The sequence below is a fragment of the Amycolatopsis sp. NPDC004079 genome (assembly GCF_040610415.1).
Taxonomy (GTDB): Bacteria; Actinomycetota; Actinomycetes; order Mycobacteriales; family Pseudonocardiaceae; genus Amycolatopsis; species Amycolatopsis halotolerans.
This window is the reverse complement of the sequence record NZ_JBEXMH010000041.1, coordinates 1-16,309: the sequence shown is the minus strand read 5'-3', so window position 1 is coordinate 16,309 and position 16,309 is coordinate 1. Positions and strand designations below refer to the sequence as shown.

Here is a 16,309-nt window from a genome sequence, read left to right as displayed (position 1 = left end):
TGGACAGTTCAGCGCGCGAGCCCGTCGATGACCTCGGCGTTCGGCAGCCCCGCGAGGGCCGAACCGGAGATCAGGAGCTTGCTGCCGCGGATTCCGCTGCCGATCACCAATTCCGGCGCGTCCGCGACGGCCTGGTCAACGAGGATCGGCCAGTCCGCGGGCAGCCCGACGGGCGTGATGCCGCCGTACTCCATGCCAGTGAGGGAAACGGCCTCGTCCATCGGCGCGAACGACGCCTTGCGCACGTCGAGCCGACGCTTGATGACGCCGTTGACGTCGGCGCGGGTAGTCGCGAGCACGAGCGCCGCCGCGAAGCGAACCTCGCCAGCGCGCTTGCCAGCGACAACAACGCAGTTCGCGGAGGCTGTCAACGGCGACCCGTACGCCTCGCAAAACGCCGCCGTATCGGCGAGTTCCGGATCGATCTCGGTGACGCCGAGCGCGTCCGGCGCGGGCATCGCGGCCAGCGCCTTGGCGACGGGTTCGGCGAGCAGGTCAGTACGGGTCGGCGCGGGAACGACGGTGAGGCTTCCGGCGATAGTCCAGGTGGTCACCGACCCGAATGTAATCCGCCCGGTGCCCCGGTCACCAGTTGCGGTGGCCCCGCTGGACCTCGATGAGCTTCGGCCGCACGTCGACGATGTAGACGAGCGCCGCCGCCATCGCGGGCACCCAGAAGATGAACCCGGGTCCCTGGATCTGGAACAGCACCAGCGCGAGCGTGGCCCCGCCGGTGATCAACATCCAGATCGGCTTGGTCTTGCGATCGGCCGCCGAGTACGCGTCGGCCCGCTGCAGCAGCGCGTGAACGAAGGCGAAGAGCCCGACCAAGGCGCTGCCCCAGTGGATGACCCTGAGGATCCATTCGGCAACCAGCACGACGTCAGCTTACGGCAAACCGCCCACGCCGCCCGCTCCCCCGAAACCCGGCGTCACGACGTGACTGCTGGTCAGGGTCGGGTCGAGCGGGTTAGCCATGGTCGACCGCCGCGACGGGGCTCGAGGTGACAACGGTCACTCCCGGCGGGCCGCCTTGGCTCCGGCCGAGCTGCGGTTCGAGTGCGGCTCGTTGCTCGGGTTAGGTCGAACCCACCCGCTTCGCCGCGAACTTAGGCCGGGTCCAATGGGGCTCGTCCTAGCTAGGCCGAACCTAATCACGCGCGCCCAAGCTAGGCCCGACCCAGCAAAACTCCCCCGAGCTAGGCCCGACCCAACCACGCACGCCCAACCTAGGTCCGACCCAACGAGACTCCCCCAAGCTAGGCCCGACCCAACGAAACTCGGCGAAACCTAGGCCGAACCCAGCCACGCCCCGCCAGTCAGGCCGCACCGAACGAATCTCGCCGAATTAGGCCCAGCCCAAGACCGGCCACCGCCCCCACGGCCCCCGCGCACCGATACCCCGACGCCTCCGCCGAAACACCCCCAACGCAGCACACGGCGACCGGACCAAACCTCGGTCCGGCCGCCGTGCGACCCCTCGTTCTTCAATTCTCGCCCTCGGCGACTCCGGCGCAAACCGAGTCACCCCAACGATTCCAGCGCCGAAGCGCCCGAACCGCCGTCAGCGCGGTGCAGTGCGGTGCGAGTGCGACCGTCACTTCTCCGTCTTCGGCGCGGCCGGCTTCTTGGCGTTCGCCGTGGCCGTGCTGCTGGCGGTGGTGCGACGAGCAGGCGTCGCGGTCTTCGGCGAGGTGCGGTTCGCGGCCTTGCGGGCCACCGACCGGGTCTCGTGCGCGACGTTCTCGCCGATTTCCTCAACCGCGTCCGCGGTCTCGCCGGCCACCTCGGTCACCTTGCGGGCGGCCTTCTCGCCAGCGGAACGGGTGCGCTTGGTGACCTTCGACAGCACGCCGTCGACGCGCTCGCGGGTCTCCTCGGTCAGGCCGTCGACGCGTTCCTGCGCGGCGGTCAGAGCGTCGTCCAGCTGCTCGAGGGCCTTCTTGACCTGCGGCTGCGCGGCGATCTTGTCCCAGGCCTGCTCGCCGGACTCGGCCAGCTTGTTGTACAGCTTCAGCGCGGCCTCGGTGTACTCGTCGATGGCCTTGCGCAGTTCGGCCGGGTCGAGCTTCTCGCGGAGGCTCTCGACGTCGGTCGGCAGCTCCTCGAAGCCCTTGCGGGCGGCCTCGGTGTTCTTGGTGACGTTGGCGCGGGCCTTGGAAACCGCGTCGGTCACGGCCTGGCTGGCCAGGTTGCCGGCGCCGAGCGCGGCGAGCAGCGGGGTGCGGACCTGGTCGAGCGCGGTGTTGACGGCCTTGCGGACGTCCTCGGTCTTGGGCGTGGTCATGCCGACTCCTCAGTGGTCTCTTGGGTGGTCTTCGGTGCGGTGGTGCTCGCGGCGGCGTTTTCGCGCCGGAAGGACTCGTAGACGTCGAGCAGGACCTGCTTCTGCCGTTCGGTCAGCTCGGCGTCGGCGCGGATCGCGTCGCCGACCGGGCCGCCGGTCGGCAGGTCGAGAATCCCGGCCTGCACGTACAACGCTTCGGCCGAGATCCGCAGCCCCTTGGCGATCTGCTGGAGGATCTCCGCGCTGGGTTTGCGGACCCCGCGCTCGATCTGGCTCAGGTACGGATTGGACACTCCGGCGAGTTTCGACAGCTGGCGCAGCGAAATCTTCGCGGAACTGCGCTGCTGGCGGATGTACTCGCCGATGTCGGAGGCGATGTCCGCGACCTTGTCCATGGGGCGCTGTGCTCCGCCGGGTTCTGTCATCCGGTCACCTCCTCGCGACCTACTCGACAGTACGCTCGCGTGCTAGCTATTGCAAGCACCCTGCTTGCAACCATCGGGTGTGGTTCCGCTCACCCCGTTACCCTGGGCTTATGCGGGCACAACGGTTGCGTCGACGCCTGGTCCGGCAACTCGTCGAAGAGGACGTGCTGCACGACGAAGCCTGGGCCGAGGCCTTCGCCACCGTCCCTCGGCACGCGTTCCTGCCGCGCTTTTTCGTGCCCGCCGGCACCGGCTGGGCGGCGGTCGACCGCGGCGATCCGGATTGGCTGGACCGCGTCTATTCGCGCGAAGTCCTGGTCACCCAGCTCGACGACGACCCGGCGCGCTGGGACCGCGCCCGCGCGCACGGACCAGTCCCCGGCGTGCCGACCAGTTCGTCCAGCATGCCCGCGATCATGGCGATCATGCTGGAAGAACTCCTGGTCCGCGACGGCGATCGCGTACTGGAGATCGGCACCGGAACGGGCTACAACGCGGGTTTGCTGTGCCACCGCTGCGGTTCCGGCCAAGTGTCCACAGTGGATATCGACGCGACCATCGCCGCCGCCGCGCAGGAACGCCTTGCCTCCTGCGGCTACGAACCCGCGTGCGCCACCGGCGACGGCGCGCTCGGCTTCCCGGCCGGGGTTCTCTTCGACCGAGTCCTCTGCACCGCGTCGGTATCGCGGATTCCCCTTGCCTGGCTTGAGCAAACACTCCCCGGCGGGCACATCGTCACCACCCTGAACCGCCCGCTCGGCGGCGGGCTCGTCCGCCTCACCGTAGGCGAAGGCGCGACCGCCGAAGGCCAAGTCCTCGCCCGCGACGGCCGGTTCATGCCCCTGCGCGCGCATCGCCTGCCACCGCTCGCGGACCTGCCGGACGCCGCCGCCACACAATGGCGGCCGACTGAGGTGTCGATGTCAGATGTCCTTAAGCCACAACGGCATTTCGAATTCTTCGCCTCACTGGAGCTGCCCGACGTACGCCCGGTGCACGTCGAGCCGAACGGAGCCTTCGCACTGTCCCATGCGGACGGTTCCTGGGCCCGAACCCGCCGCACCGACTCCGGTTTCGAGGCAGCGCAAGGAGGTCCGCGCGCCTTGTGGGATCTCGCCGAGGACGCGCACCGCCGCTGGGAATCGCTGGGCCGCCCCAGCCGATCCCGCTTCGGGCTCACGGTGAACAGCGAGGAACAAACCTTCTGGCTGGACGATCCACAGTCCGAAAACCGATGGCCGTTGCAGGGTCTCAAATCCGATGGCGGATCCGCCAACCGGTAGCGGTCACTGGCGGGAAGAAATGCCATCGAACTGAGGCCGATCTTGAGTGGCGCAGCCGCTGTTCGAGGCCGCGCAGCCGTGCGGGTGCTTCGATCAACCCGCCAGCCCGCGAAGCAGTCCTTCCAAATCACGCTCGCCGACCCGCGTCTGCGCACCCCGCGCCAATCCTCCGCGAATCAGCGCTTCCGCTGCGGGACGAGTGAACTGCCCCGCCCAAGCATCGTGTTCCCGCTGAAATCCGTTGGCCAAATCATCCGGGACCAGAGCCTGTTTCGCCGCCGCGACCACGCCTTCCGGCAACGCGGCGATGTTGCGCGCCAACCGATCGACGAATTCGTCCAGTTCATCGTCAGGCACCGCCCGATTGACCCAGCCGTAGCGTTCGGCCGTCCGCGCGTCGTACAACCCGGCCCCCAGCACCGCTTCCAACGCGCGGTTGCGACCGATCCGGTTCGCCAGGTACTGCGTTCCCCCGCCGCCCGGAACGATCCCCATCAACGCTTCGATCTGGCCGATCCCCGCAGTGTCGATCGCCGCGAAAACCATGTCCGCGGCGGCGACGAACTCCGCCCCGCCGCCGCGCGCCAGACCGGCCAGCTTGACGATCGTCACCTGCGGCTGGTGCCGCAGCAACTCGCCCAAGGCCTGGAAAACGTTGAGCCCCGGCGGCACGTCGGGGGCGAACTGGTCGAACGCGTCCGGCGCGTCGACCAGCGACATGTCGACGTGGGCGATGAAGAAGTCCGGGTCAGCACTGTCGAAAACGATCACCCGAGCCGATTCGTCGTCCCGCAGCGTCGTCAGCAGCCGCCGGAGGTCCGCCATGAGAGCGACGTCGAGGACGTTGACGGGCGGGTTGTCGAGGGTGACGCGGACGAGGCCGGCCTCGCGACTCACTCGCAGGGTCGCGTAGGCGTCGTGGTGCATGCGGGTCTCCGATACGTATTCGGCAGGCAGCTAGGTTCCTGATGTATACCTAGACTCGGACCCCGGTCGACCAGCGTCAATAACGCACTTTGGGCATCGCAAGGATCATGGAGGATACCGAGATGGCCGCTCCTGACACCGGAACCGTCTACCGGGCCGACTGTCCCAGCCGCCCGATCCTCGACCAGATCGCTGACAAATGGTCGATGATGGCGATGGCCGTCCTGGAGGAGCCGCGCCGGTTCAACGACATCAAACGCCGGTTGGAAGGCGTGACGCAGCGGGTGCTGACCCAGACCCTGCGCCGCCTGGAACGCAACGGCATGATCGTCCGGCGCGTACTGCCGACATCCCCGGTCGGAGTCGAGTATTCCCTTACCCCGCTTGGCGAATCCCTCCGCGAGCCGTTCGGCAGGCTGTACGACTGGACTGTCGCGCACACCGGTGAGATCCAAGAATCCCAGCAGAGTTACGACGAACGGCTCCGCGCGGAAGAATCGTGAAGGGTCGCTAGGTCCGGCCCAATTCTGGCCCGAACCCATTTCTCCACCGCGGTAACGACGTCGTCGAGCCGGGCGTCGGTCGTGTCGATGGATTCGACCTGCCCGCGTATCCACAGGTTGAACTCGAGCATCTCCTCGATGCGCGGCTCGTCCCACTCCCGCCACGCGGGCCGGGCGCGCAACCGCCGCCGAAGGGTCTCGTTGTCCGCGACCAGTGCCAGATAGTGCACGTCCGAGAAGAAAACCCGCTCGGGCAACGGTTCCAGCTCCTGCGGCGCGACCGTCCCGCACAGCACGACCGGCCGTCCGTTCTGGTGCAGCATCGCCGCCATCCGCAGCCAGGCGCCGCGGAACGCGGGATTCCCCGGTTCGTCGTCGCGCAACGCGCCGGTCCACAGCACGTCCTGCTCCAGCACGACGGCCTCGCCCGCCAACCGCTGCGCCAGCTTCGGCCCGACCGTCGATTTGCCGCCCGCGCTCGGACCGGTCAACGCGAACAACGGCAGCCGCCGGAACGGCCACCGCTGCCCGCACTCCGCGCACTGCAAGAGGTCGCCGTCAGCCTGTGGACAACTCGCCCGGTCGCCGCAGGACGGACAGATCCGCAGGTCGAGCGCTACCGGATCGGTGGACAACTCAGTCGAAGAGGTTCTCGAGGAAGCTGCGCTTGCGGCGCCGGTCATACGGCCGCGGCGAATCCCCGTAGCCACCGCGGTACGGCCGCGGCGAGTCCGCGTGCCCGCCCCGGTACGGGCGCGGTGAATCCGAGTGCCCGCCCCGATGCGGACGGGGCGAATCCGAGTACCCGCCTTGATAAGGGCGAGGCGAATCGGCACGGGCGTACTGCGGCGGCTGCTGCCGGTAGAACGCGCTCTCCGCACCGGCGATCTGCTCCAACTCGCCGCGGTCGAGAAAGATCCCGCGGCAGCCGTCGCACTGCTCGATGTGGACGCCGTTCTTGTCGACCGTGCGCATCATGTTCTGACACTTCGGACAAATCACTCATCCGACCCTACGCGGATTCGCCGCGCCGTGTCAGCAGGCGGTCAGCAGGCGCAGAGGCAGAACGGGTGGCCGACCGGATCGGCGTACACGCGGAAAGTCTCCGGGGAATCGTCGAGCAGCTTCGCGCCCAGCCCGAGAATGCGCTGGTGAGCGGCCTCGAGATCCGTGACGTCCAGGTCGAGATGCGCCTGCTGCGGCGTGTCCTGCGACGGCCATTCGGGGGCGCGGTAATCAGCTACCCGCTGAAATTCCAGCCGGACGCCGCCGCGCGGGTCGACGAGCGTGGCCCAGTGGCCGTCCTCGGCGATCTCAGGTTCGGCCCACTCGAGCACGGAGCGGTAGAAGCCGGCGAGCGCCGCCGGGTCCGGACAGTCGAACGCAACGCCGCCGAACGTCGGAATCGCACCCATGTTTCGTCCATCCTCTCCTCGTCGCGTAACCAGTAAAACGAGTATGTCGGTTATGCCACCAGGTCGCAACCGATATTGCCCGTACACTGGGCAGGTGCACACCGACGCTTCCCTGGTGGTCGCCTTTCTCAACACCGTCGACATCGAACGGGGCGACGACCTGCTGGACGATCCGGGGCTCTGGCGGCAGTGGGCCGCGGACCACGACGTGACACCGAACGATCCCGCCGAAGCCCGCGCGGTGCGGAACAGCCTGCGCGCCGCGGTCGGCGATCCGCGACTGCCCGCGACCGCGCTGAACGTCCCGCTCCGCTTCGCGCTCACCGACACCGGCCCGACGCTGCTCGCCCCGGACGCCGTCACCGCGACCCTCGCCGCGGCCACCCGAATGGCCATCCGAGGCGACTGGGTCCGGCTGAAGATCTGCCCCGCCGACGACTGCCTGTGGGCCTTCTTCGACGAATCCCGCAACCGCTCCCGCACCTGGTGCTCGATGCGCGTCTGCGGAAACCGCGAAAAAGCCCGCTCCTGGCGCGCCCGCACGGCGGCTGTGCACAACTGAGACCCTGTGGACAACTTGTCCACACTCACCACATATGCACGTGCAGATGCCCCGGATCCCCACAAGTTGTGGACAGCGATTAGGCCATCACCGTGAATTCCTGTGGATAACCCCGGGGATAACTCAGCTTCCTGTGGACAACTGGTTTGAGCCCCTCCCGGCTGTGGTATAGGACGGCGCGCATACGACCGACCACCCGCCGCATCCGGCCGGGGCAGGGGAAAGACCGGGGAAACGTGGCCGACGCAGCGGCACCAGACCGCTGAAGGCAGCCCCAGACTCGGGCGGCTGCGGCGTGTGGCCGGTCGCGGGCTGCGGTCGCGGGCTGCGGTCGCGGGCTGCGGCTGCGGCTGCGGCTGCGGCTGCGGCTGCGGCTGCGGCTGCGGGACAGTCTCCGCTCCCGAGGCACGTGCGCTAGAACCAAGATCCGCTGAGGTCGCGAGCGATCGAACCGGAGCTTCCCCGCCGACGAATTCCGCTCAACCACAACGAAATCCACCTCAGCCAACAGCCAGACCCCGCCGCGCTGCCCTCGCCACAACCGGCAGCCAGCCCCACGCACGGCCCTCACCGCAATCGCCAGCTAGCCCTCAACTAGCCCGCCGCACAGCCATCACGACGGCCCTCAGCGAACCTCACCGCACAACTTTCAAGACGGCCACCAGTTTCACGACGGCCACCAGCCAGACCCACCGCACGGGCTTCACCACGGCCGCTGCCCAACTCTCGGCCAGCTTCGCGACATGGCTCTCGCCGCAACCGCCTAGCCCCAGTCCGCCTCACGACACAGCTCTCGTCGCAATCCCCCAGCCCCAGTCCGCCCCGCGACACAGCTCTCGCCGCAACCCCCCAACCCTCGCCGCACCGCCGCCCGACCGGCCCCCAGCCAGCCGCACCGCACGGCCTCCGCCACGACCGCCTAACCAGCCCCAGCCCTGCCCCGCGCAGCAAAACCGCAGCAGAACCCCGGCCGTCAGAACAGCAACTGCGCCACCGCGTAAATCACCAGCCCAGCCAGCGCCCCCACCACAGTCCCGTTGATCCGGATGAACTGCAGATCCCTCCCGACCTGCAGTTCGATCTTCCGGGAAGTCTCCTCGGCGTCCCACCGCTCCACCGTGTCCGTGATGATCGTCGTGATCTCGCGCGAATAGTGGGTCACCAGGTAAACCGCCGCGCTTTCGACCCAGCCGTCGACCTTCGAGGTCATCGACGGGTCGTCCACCAGGCGCTTGCCCAGCGATTCCAGGCCGCCGCGCACCCGCTGGCGCAGTTCGCTCGACGGGTCCTCCGCGGCGTTCAGCAGCATTTCCTTGGCCGTCGCCCACGCGTTGCCGATCAGTTTCTGCACTTCGCCGTGGTTCACGATCTGGCCCTTGACCTGCTCGGCCCGCTCCATGGTCTTCGGGTCGGTCTGCAGGTCCTGCGCGAACTCGCCGAGGAACTTGTCCAGCGCGAGGCGCATCGGGTGGTTGACGTCCGTTTTCACAGCCCAGGCGAAGGTCAGTACCTCGCCGTACACCTTGTCCGCCAGCATTTCGTCCACGAACTTCGGCGACCAGCTCGGCGCGCGGTCCGAGACCACGCGCAGCATCGTCTGGTGGTTGTCCCGGACCCATTCGTACGCCCGGTCGCACATCAGGTCCACGAGCTTGTGGTGCGCACCGTCCTCGAAGACGCCCGCCAGGATTTTGCCGAGCGGCGGGCCCCACGGCTTGTCGATCACGCGCTTGACCACGGCCTGCTCCATGATCGCCTGCACGTCCTCGTCACGGAGCACCGTCACGGCACCGCGCACGACCGTCGCCAGTTCCGACGTCACGCGTTCCGCGTTGTCGCGCTGCGAGAGCCAGGCACCGAGCCTGCTGGCGACCTCGACGCGGCGGAGCTTGTCGCGGATGACATCCGGGGACAGGAAGTTCGAGCCGACGAACTCGCCGAGGCTGTTGCCGAGCGCGTCCTTCTTGTTCGGGATGATCGCGGTGTGCGGGATCCGCAGCCCGAGCGGATGCCGGAACAGCGCGGTCACCGCGAACCAGTCCGCGAGCGCGCCGACCATGCCCGCCTCGGCCGCGGCGCGCACGTAGCCGACCCAGCCTCCCCAGCCCGCCGACTGCGCCCAGCTCGTCAGCAGGAACACGATCGTCGCGCCGAGCAGGAAGGACAGCGCGACCAGCTTCATCTTGCGCAGGCCGCGCCGTTTCGCCTCTTCGCCGGCGGTGCCGCCGGGCGGGTCCGCGGGCGTGACCTTGGCAGGGGTGAGTTGCTCCACACCGCCATTGTCCGTGAGGATGCGTTCTCGTGCGTGAACCAGCTCTCGTCCCCCGCCTCCGCCCGTTCGCCTCGACGGTCTTCGCGGAGATGACCGCGCTCGCCGTCCGGCACGACGCGGTCAACCTCGGCCAGGGCTTCCCGGACACCGACGGGCCCGCCGGAATGCTCGAAACGGCGAAGAACTCGCTGTTCGGCGGCGACAACCAGTACCCGCCGGGACCGGGCCGCCCGGAGCTGCGCGCCGCGATCAGCAGGCACCGCCAGCGCTACGGCGCCAGCTACGACCCGGACACCGAGATCCTGGTCACCGCGGGTGCGACCGAGGCCATCGCGGCGACGCTGATCGCGCTGACCGAGTCCGGCGACGAGGTGATCGTGGTCGAGCCGTACTACGACTCGTACGCCGCCGCGGTCGCGATGGCGGGCGCGCAGCGGCGCGTGATCGGACTGGTCGAAACCGAGAACGGACAGCTCGAACTCGACCTCGACGCCCTCCGCGACGCGATCACGCCGAACACCCGCGCGGTGCTGCTGAATTCGCCGCACAACCCCACCGGCACGGTGTTTTCGCGCGCGCAACTGGAGGAGGTCGCGCGGCTGTGCGTCGAGCACGACCTCATCGCGGTCACCGACGAGGTCTACGAACACCTCGTCTTCGACGGTGCCGAGCACCTTCCGCTCGCGTCGTTCCCCGGCATGCGCGAACGGACCGTCGCGATCTCGAGCGCGGGCAAGACCTTCAACTGCACCGGCTGGAAGATCGGCTGGATCTGCTCGACGCCGGAGCTCGTCGCCGCGGTGAAGGCGGCGAAGCAGTTCATCACCTTCGTCTCAGGCGGACCGCTGCAGCCGGCCGTCGCGTATGCGCTCGACAACGAACTTGAGTGGATCGAAAACCTGCGCGTGAGCCTTCAGGAGAAGCGCGATCGGCTGTCTGCCGGTCTTGCCGATGCGGGATTCGCCGTACGGCCGAGCGCCGGGACCTATTTCGTGACCGCTGACGTGCGTCCGCTCGGCTTCGAAGACGCCGCCGAACTCGCTTGGACGCTGCCGGAACGCGCCGGAGTCGCGGCAGTACCCGTCAAGGTGTTCACGGATCACCCGGACGAGTGGAAACATTTGCTGAGGTTCGCGTTCTGCAAGCGCAACGAGGTGATCGACGAAGCGGTCGAACGCCTGCGGAAACTCGTCTGACGACTGCGGCCCGGCCTCGGTTTCTCCCTGCGGGAACGGCGATACCGAGAGTGTCGCGGTGGCCGAAACATCGGGTCAACGCCCGAATTCGCGCCGTCGGACGGCCGCCCGGATGGCCGCATTCGCCCCGGTTGAAGCGACGCTGGGTGATCGACTAGGGCGGATCGGACACCAGAGCCGGTGGGGACGTTCCGCCGTACGGGGTGGATCGAGCGCGGGAGAGATGAAACACTCGCGTCCGGTGCTAGAAAGAGGGCAGCCCCGGGGGACCTGCGACCTGGCCGGAAGAGAGCCCCAGCAAGATCAGCCTCGTGCGGTGGGCCGCATGAGCTTCAGGCGCGGACGGTGGTGGTGGCGTGACCGGCATGGCGACCCCGCGCGGCCTCGCACATCCCGCGCCCTCCGGCGCGAGCGCCAGTCCGCTCGGGAACACGGGTTCGGTGTTGCTGGGCATGGTCGACCGCGCTGAGCGGAATTCCTCTTTCGCGCGCGCGGGCGCGCGACGACGGCCACGCGCCTGGGCGGCGCCGATCGCCCGGCCTGCCGCCCGAATCGCCGTCGCCGGCGGACTCACGCTGGCCGGATGGCTGCTCGGAGCGGCGTTGTCGCAGGCGAACGCGGCGACGGACGACCACGTCGACCATCCGATCTCTTCCACACACGACACCGAACCCGAGCACCGGTACGCCGGAACGGCCACGTCCGGCACGCTCACCTGGGCCATGCCGGGCGCGGCGACCGGCGCGAAGCGCGCCAACCTGCACCGGTTCCACGTCTCCGCCAAGGACTTCGAGCCCGACGTGAGCTTCCGGCCGACCACAGTGGCCGGAAGCGACCCGGGCACGCAGAATCCGGGTCTCCACGCTTCCCGGCCCGCCCCCGCGGCGAAGGTCACCAAGCCCGCCAAGCCGAAGAGCCCGGTCCAGCCCAAGCACCACGCGCCTGCCAGTGACCCCGCACCGGAAGCCGCCACCCGGCCCGGCCTGCTCAGCAGCATCAGCGGCGAACCCGAGCCCGGCATCCTCAGCACCGCCAGCCACGAACCGCGGCAAGGACTCCTCGACGGCCTGCTCGGCGGCTCCGATCGCGACTCCGGCCGTGGTCTCCTGGACGGCCTCCTCGGCAGCCCCGAACACGACCAGCCGGGGCTTCTCGACAGCGTCCTCGGAACCGTTGACGACACCGTCGACACGACCCTGCACACCACCGTCACCTCGGTCGACACCGTGATCGACACCGCGCCGGTCCGAGTCGTCGAACCGCCGGTCCACACAGTCGAACCCACACCGGTGGCCAGCGGCTCGGTCAGCGCCTCCGTCCCCGCGACGAAGCTGGCGAAAGAGCCTGACGCGCCGGTCGCCGAGAAGGTCAGCAAGCAGGCCCCCGCCGTCGTGCACACCGCGCCCGCCCGCGTCCTCACCGGACAACCCGCCGCGAAGCAGGAAACCCAGCCCGCGCCGCCGGTCAAGGAGCGCAGCCGGGCAGGCGGCGGCAGCAGCGGTGGCGGCGAAGGCCTCCCCTCGGCACCGGCCGCGCCTGCCGCGCCCGCGTCGACTGTCTCAGCGGGACACGACGGTTCCGGCGGCCTGCGCCAGCTGTTCGCGCTGGCCGGCGACGGCGACACCGTCACTCAGCTCAAGCTCATCGGCGTCAGCCGCGACCACGAGGTCGACGGCGCGGGCAGGGATGCCGCCCTGCCGACCACCTCCCCGGACTGACCGCCCGACCGGTTTCCCGGGGAGAGCTACGTCCACGTCAAGATCAACTTCTTGATCGCGCGCGCCCGTTCGCTGCGCCGGGCTCACCCCTTCACACCAATGCCACTTCGAACCAGGGGCTGAACCATGACCGCACTTCCCGACCGGCCGACCGCGCCCGGCCGGATCGGGTCCTGGTCCCGGCGTCGCGCTGCCCCCGCGGCGCCGGGACCCACCACGGGCGTGCTCCGGAGGTTTTCGCTCACCGCGCCGAGCGAAAGCCTGCGCCAACCGAAGCTCGCCTGAACCGAGGGCGCTTCCCGGCACTTCGAGGGGCTGTGCCGGGAAGCGCCTCGGACGATCGGCCGGTGCGCCGGACAGGAGACCGCCACCCTCCCTGGAGTGGCTGGATCCCATCCGGTGCACCGGCTGTTCACTTTCCGGGGTCGTGAGTGTTCCCGCCGGTGAGAACCGGCAACGCCACTCACGAGCCCGCTACGTCACCGGAATCCGCTCCGCGTGCACATCCGCGCAGCCGCGTACCGAAGCCGCCGCCGCGCTGACCCGCCGCACCGCCTCCGGCAATTGCTCGCGAGGCAGCCCGAACGGCAGCCGCAGCCAGCGTTCCAATCCGCCGTGCACCCCGAACCTCGATCCCGGCGCGAGTTGCACGCCGCGAGTCGCCGCCGACACCGCCAGCCGCGTGCTCATCGGCTCCGGCAACCGGCACCACACCGACAGTCCGCCGGACGGCACCTGGAATGTCCACTCTGGACAGTACGTGCGCAGTGCCGCGACCGTGATGTCCCGCTGCTCCCGGAATTCCGTACGACGCCGGGCAAGCACCTCGTAGCCCTCCGGTTCCAGCAGCGCCGCCAGCACGAGCTGATCGAACACCGGCGCCCCGAGATCGACCGCGAACCGCGAGGACTGCAGCCGGTCCAGCAGATCCGTCGACGCCCGGATCCAGCCCAGCCGCAACCCGCCCCACTGCGATTTCGCCGCGGATCCGACGCTCAGCACCAGATCCCCGCCGAACGCGGCCAGCGGCGGCGGACCGTCCACCGGATCGCCCTCGTAATCCAGCTCTACCAACGATTCGTCGACCACGACCGGCGTCCGCGTCCGGGCGAGCAGCCCGCCGAGCCGTTCGCGGCCAGCCGCGTCGAGGCGCAGTCCGGTCGGGTTCTGGAAGTCCACCACGAGGTAGCCGAACCGGGGCGCGGCCTGGCGCAGCGCGGCTTCAATCCCGGGCAAATCCCAGCCGTGCACCGGATCGAGCGCGACCGGCACCGGCAACGCGTGCGTCGCGCGGACGGCGTCGATCGCGTTGGGATACGTCGGTTGTTCAAGCAGGACGCGATCGCCCGGCCCGGTCAGCATCCGCAGGCACAGCACGAACGCGGAGTACGCGCCGGACGTCACCAGCACCTGGTCCGGCGAGGTCGGCAGGCCACGCGCGGTGTAGCGCTCGGCGATCCGCTCGCGCAGTCGCGGAAGGCCGCCCGTGAGGTAACCGTTGCCGCTGGCGTACTCGACCAGGTCCCGCCGCGCGGTGTCGAACGCGGCCATCAGCCCCGGCACCGCGGGCGGGGCGGCCCGCGCGAGGTCGAGGAGGTCGTCGCGGACCGCCTCGGCCTCGTCGCGGTTTCCGACCCCGGCCACCCACGACCCGGCTCCGCGACGGCTGGCGACGAGGCCGTCCGCGCGGAGCCGGTCGAGCGCCGCCCCGATGAGCGTGCGGCTGACGCCGAGCGCGTCGGCGAGTTCGCGCTCGGCGGGCAGCCGGGTGCCGATCGGCAACTGCCCGTCGAGCACGTGCAACTCGACCGCCGCCGCGAGGTCGGACGCACCTTGCCGGGAGCCACGCTGCCGCCATTCCCCCAGCAATGTGGCCAATCGACGTCCCGAGATGCGTCCACCGAGCGGTTCCATAAGGCCAATTATTGCGCATTGGCCATGGCATATCAGGCCAGTTGTCGCCAATAGTGGAGAAGTGGCAGCTATCGACCTCAGTCCGCTCAGCATCCGCCGATCCCCCGCGCGCCGGGGCGCCCAGTTGTTCGCCGGACTCGCCCTCTACGGCGCGAGCATGGCCATGCTCACCCGAGCCCGCCTCGGCCTCGACCCGTGGGACGTGCTGAACGACGGCCTGACCAAGCTCACCGGCCTGACGTTCGGCACGATCAGCGCCGTCGTGGCGGTCTTCGTGCTGCTGCTGTGGATCCCGCTACGGCAGCGCCCCGGCATCGGCACCGTCGCGAACATCGCGGTGATCGCGGTGGCCGTCGACGCGGTGCGCGCCGTGCTGCCGGACCAGCACGTGCTCGTCTGGCAAATCCTGATGCTGATCGGCGGCGTGGTCCTGAACGCCGTCGCGACCGCGGTGTACGTCGGAACCCGCCTGGGCCCCGGCCCACGAGACGGCCTGATGACCGGCCTGCACGCCCGAACCGGCTGGTCAGTGCGCCTGGTCCGGACCGGCATCGAAGTACTCGTCTTGGCCGCGGGCTGGCTGCTCGGCGGCTCGGTCGGCGTCGGAACGGTCCTGTACGCCCTCAGCATCGGCCCGCTGACCCAGGCTTTGCTCCCCCTGGTCACTTGGCGCACCGGGCCGGACGAGCAAGAACAGCATTAGCGTTTGCCGACGGCGTGGCGGACCGCCGGATAATCCACGCCGCGCGCCGCGAGGAAATCGGCGACCGGACCGCGCTGTTTGACGAGCGCGAGCAGCAGATGCTCCTGCCCGAGATGCTTGTCGCCGAGGTCGTGCGCCTCCCGCACGCTCATCTGCAGCGCGTTCTTGGCCTCCGAGGTGAACGGCAAGTGATTGCGCCGGCTGCGCCGCCCAGCCTCAGCGAGCGCACCCGGCCCGTGCGTCTGCTCGATCCGGTCCACAATCTGATCGACGTCGATGCCGAACTCGGTAAGCGCCTCGGCATCGGCGTCACTGATCCCCCCACGCCGACGCACCCGGGCAAGCTCAGCGAAGACGTCGTCCCGAGAAACCCCGAGAACCCGCAGCAGCCGCACCGCCTCGCCGTCCTCAACCCGCGCCAACCCAGCGAAAACGGCCTGCGCGGAAATCTCGCGCGCCCCCGCTTCGTGCGCCGCCGCCTGCGCCTCGACCACCGCTCTCCGGGCGTCATGGGTGAACTTCTCGAACATCAATGCCTCCCGTACTTCTTGTGCACGGCCTGCCGGCTGACCCCCAACTCGGCCGCGATGTCCTGCCAAGACCAGCCGTGCATGCGCGCACTGCGCACCTGCACGGCCTCCAACTGCTCCAGCAACCGCCTCAGCGCCGCCACCGCCCGAAGCCCCACCCGGGGATCCCGGTCACCGGCGCGAGCGGCCAGATCCGTCGCTTCCGTCATGATGTCAATCTAGGTTGACACTCAGGGCTCTGTCAACCTCCGTTGACACCGCAAGGTTCGTGAGGGCCACCCTCACAGCCCCTGATTCCCTCAGGGTTCCCCTCACGACCACCGCCCGCCGCGATGCGCCCCAATGCCACATTGGGTGCGTCCCACGCACCCAATGCGGCGTTCGGTGCGTCCCACGCACCCAACGCCACATTGGGGCGCTAGCCCAAGCCCACCACGAACCGCAGCCGACGCACCCAACTGCCGAGGCACCCAGCCCCTCCCCGCACCCCGATACGAAGCCTCCCTGCGGTTCGGGGGTGCTTGTCAAGGCATCTTTCCCGCCTTGACAAGCACCCCCGAACCGTCAGCACAAT

Annotated in this window: 19 protein-coding genes; 7 read left to right on the top strand and 12 right to left on the bottom strand. The window is 69.2% G+C overall.

Annotated features, from left to right (window positions below; all coding sequences use genetic code 11):
• Positions 1-8: 8 nt before the first annotated feature.
• The 4 genes from ABZX37_RS32640 to ABZX37_RS32625 form a co-directional block, all read right to left on the bottom strand.
• Positions 9-554 (bottom strand): YbaK/EbsC family protein, encoded by a 546-nt coding sequence (locus ABZX37_RS32640; protein WP_354746099.1) that lies wholly within the window; start codon positions 552-554, stop codon positions 9-11.
• 31 nt (positions 555-585) lie between these two features.
• Positions 586-879 carry a DUF2516 family protein gene (locus ABZX37_RS32635; protein WP_067595455.1) on the bottom strand — a complete coding sequence of 98 codons (294 nt, stop codon included), beginning with the start codon at positions 877-879 and terminating at the stop codon, positions 586-588.
• A gap of 718 nt (positions 880-1,597) precedes the next feature.
• Positions 1,598-2,287 (bottom strand): hypothetical protein, encoded by a 690-nt coding sequence (locus ABZX37_RS32630; RefSeq protein WP_354746097.1) that lies wholly within the window; start codon positions 2,285-2,287, stop codon positions 1,598-1,600.
• A complete protein-coding gene (locus tag ABZX37_RS32625; RefSeq protein WP_043836265.1) occupies positions 2,284-2,682 on the bottom strand; it encodes a helix-turn-helix transcriptional regulator in 399 nt (132 codons plus the stop codon). The genes ABZX37_RS32630 and ABZX37_RS32625 overlap by 4 nt, the downstream gene beginning before the upstream one ends.
• A gap of 140 nt (positions 2,683-2,822) precedes the next feature.
• Here ABZX37_RS32625 and tgmC point away from each other — a divergent pair, with 140 nt between their 5' ends.
• Positions 2,823-3,995 carry an ATP-grasp peptide maturase system methyltransferase gene (gene tgmC, locus ABZX37_RS32620; protein ID WP_354746095.1) on the top strand — a complete coding sequence of 391 codons (1,173 nt, stop codon included), beginning with the start codon at positions 2,823-2,825 and terminating at the stop codon, positions 3,993-3,995.
• A 93-nt stretch (positions 3,996-4,088) separates the two neighbouring features.
• Here tgmC and ABZX37_RS32615 read toward each other — a convergent pair whose 3' ends face one another.
• Positions 4,089-4,922, bottom strand: a complete 834-nt coding sequence (locus ABZX37_RS32615) for an enoyl-CoA hydratase/isomerase family protein (RefSeq protein ID WP_354746093.1) — start codon at positions 4,920-4,922, stop codon at positions 4,089-4,091.
• 122 nt (positions 4,923-5,044) lie between these two features.
• Between ABZX37_RS32615 and ABZX37_RS32610 the strand changes: the two genes are divergently transcribed.
• On the top strand, positions 5,045-5,425 hold the full coding sequence (locus ABZX37_RS32610; protein WP_354746091.1) for a helix-turn-helix domain-containing protein: 381 nt from the start codon (positions 5,045-5,047) through the stop codon (positions 5,423-5,425).
• Here ABZX37_RS32610 and ABZX37_RS32605 read toward each other — a convergent pair.
• Genes ABZX37_RS32605 through ABZX37_RS32595 form a run of 3 tightly spaced genes read right to left on the bottom strand, consistent with a single transcriptional unit; the run spans position 5,392 to position 6,840 of the window.
• On the bottom strand, positions 5,392-6,060 hold the full coding sequence (locus tag ABZX37_RS32605) for an AAA family ATPase (RefSeq protein ID WP_354746089.1): 669 nt from the start codon (positions 6,058-6,060) through the stop codon (positions 5,392-5,394). The genes ABZX37_RS32610 and ABZX37_RS32605 overlap by 34 nt on opposite strands.
• Before the next feature lies 1 nt (position 6,061).
• Positions 6,062-6,427: a zf-TFIIB domain-containing protein gene (locus ABZX37_RS32600; protein ID WP_354746087.1), complete on the bottom strand. Its 366-nt coding sequence runs from the start codon at positions 6,425-6,427 to the stop codon at positions 6,062-6,064.
• A gap of 44 nt (positions 6,428-6,471) precedes the next feature.
• The gene (locus ABZX37_RS32595) at positions 6,472-6,840 is read right to left on the bottom strand and encodes a VOC family protein (protein WP_354746085.1); all 369 of its coding nucleotides are present in this window, start codon (positions 6,838-6,840) and stop codon (positions 6,472-6,474) included.
• 94 nt (positions 6,841-6,934) lie between these two features.
• Between ABZX37_RS32595 and ABZX37_RS32590 the strand changes: the two genes are divergently transcribed.
• On the top strand, positions 6,935-7,402 hold the full coding sequence (locus tag ABZX37_RS32590; RefSeq protein ID WP_354746083.1) for a CGNR zinc finger domain-containing protein: 468 nt from the start codon (positions 6,935-6,937) through the stop codon (positions 7,400-7,402).
• A 973-nt stretch (positions 7,403-8,375) separates the two neighbouring features.
• Here the strand turns inward: ABZX37_RS32590 and ABZX37_RS32585 are convergent.
• Positions 8,376-9,674: a DUF445 domain-containing protein gene (locus ABZX37_RS32585; protein ID WP_354746081.1), complete on the bottom strand. Its 1,299-nt coding sequence runs from the start codon at positions 9,672-9,674 to the stop codon at positions 8,376-8,378.
• Positions 9,675-9,703: 29 nt separating this feature from the next.
• On the opposite strand from ABZX37_RS32585, the gene ABZX37_RS32580 reads away from it, so the two are divergent.
• The 3 genes from ABZX37_RS32580 to ABZX37_RS32570 all read left to right on the top strand — a co-directional run bounded on the left by ABZX37_RS32580 (position 9,704) and on the right by ABZX37_RS32570 (position 12,873).
• On the top strand, positions 9,704-10,870 hold the full coding sequence (locus ABZX37_RS32580) for a pyridoxal phosphate-dependent aminotransferase (protein ID WP_354746079.1): 1,167 nt from the start codon (positions 9,704-9,706) through the stop codon (positions 10,868-10,870).
• A 365-nt stretch (positions 10,871-11,235) separates the two neighbouring features.
• Complete coding sequence (locus ABZX37_RS32575) at positions 11,236-12,588, top strand: hypothetical protein (protein WP_354746226.1); 1,353 nt, start codon at positions 11,236-11,238, stop codon at positions 12,586-12,588.
• Positions 12,589-12,714: 126 nt separating this feature from the next.
• Positions 12,715-12,873 carry a hypothetical protein gene (locus tag ABZX37_RS32570; protein ID WP_354746078.1) on the top strand — a complete coding sequence of 53 codons (159 nt, stop codon included), beginning with the start codon at positions 12,715-12,717 and terminating at the stop codon, positions 12,871-12,873.
• 189 nt (positions 12,874-13,062) lie between these two features.
• Here the strand turns inward: ABZX37_RS32570 and ABZX37_RS32565 are convergent, their stop codons facing one another.
• A complete protein-coding gene (locus tag ABZX37_RS32565) occupies positions 13,063-14,502 on the bottom strand; it encodes a PLP-dependent aminotransferase family protein (RefSeq protein ID WP_354746077.1) in 1,440 nt (479 codons plus the stop codon).
• Positions 14,503-14,563: 61 nt separating this feature from the next.
• On the opposite strand from ABZX37_RS32565, the gene ABZX37_RS32560 reads away from it, so the two are divergent.
• Positions 14,564-15,205: a hypothetical protein gene (locus tag ABZX37_RS32560; RefSeq protein WP_354746075.1), complete on the top strand. Its 642-nt coding sequence runs from the start codon at positions 14,564-14,566 to the stop codon at positions 15,203-15,205.
• On the opposite strand, the gene ABZX37_RS32555 is transcribed toward ABZX37_RS32560, so the two are convergent.
• A complete protein-coding gene (locus tag ABZX37_RS32555) occupies positions 15,202-15,735 on the bottom strand; it encodes a Clp protease N-terminal domain-containing protein (RefSeq protein WP_354746073.1) in 534 nt (177 codons plus the stop codon). The genes ABZX37_RS32560 and ABZX37_RS32555 overlap by 4 nt on opposite strands.
• A complete protein-coding gene (locus ABZX37_RS32550) occupies positions 15,735-15,944 on the bottom strand; it encodes a hypothetical protein (protein ID WP_009071860.1) in 210 nt (69 codons plus the stop codon). Before ABZX37_RS32550 ends, ABZX37_RS32555 begins: the two co-directional genes overlap by 1 nt.
• Positions 15,945-16,309: the final 365 nt, after the last annotated feature.